The 409-nt window shown below is 52.3% G+C and carries 1 protein-coding gene; it reads right to left on the reverse strand.

The window, feature by feature from the left end; translation table 11 throughout:
- Nucleotides 1-97: 97 nt before the first annotated feature.
- A partial coding sequence (locus NXS07_RS20890; protein ID WP_258087619.1) for a phage major tail tube protein occupies nt 98-409 on the reverse strand: 312 nt, incomplete at its 5' end.

Here is a 409-nt window from a genome sequence, read left to right on the forward strand (position 1 = left end):
GATAGTACTGCCGTCCGCCAGTTTCAGTGGTTCAGAAAAAATAACTGTTTTTGACATGGTTTAGTCTCCGTTGGGCGAGCCATAGCCCGCCGTAATATTAATGGCCAATATTGGCGCGGTGTTTTTCCAGCAAATCCTGCCCGTTCACCCGCCAGACAAGGTTGAGCATGTCTACTTCGTGCAGCTCTTCGTTGTTCAGCGTGATCTTGCAGTAGGTATTTTTCAGCGTGTATTTATGCTGGGTATTTTCCCCGGCTTTGGCGCTGCCCCAATCCACCTCAGTAAACCGTCCGCGCGTCTGGATCTCACAGGCGACCGTTTCCCCGGTGGCATCGTCATAGTACGACCCCGCAAAACGCAATTGCAGGCTGTCAATTCTGCCGCCCCACGTTTTCAGTAAGCGGGCTTC

The organism is Xenorhabdus bovienii (assembly GCF_024721015.1).
Classification (GTDB): Bacteria; Pseudomonadota; Gammaproteobacteria; order Enterobacterales; family Enterobacteriaceae; genus Xenorhabdus; species Xenorhabdus bovienii.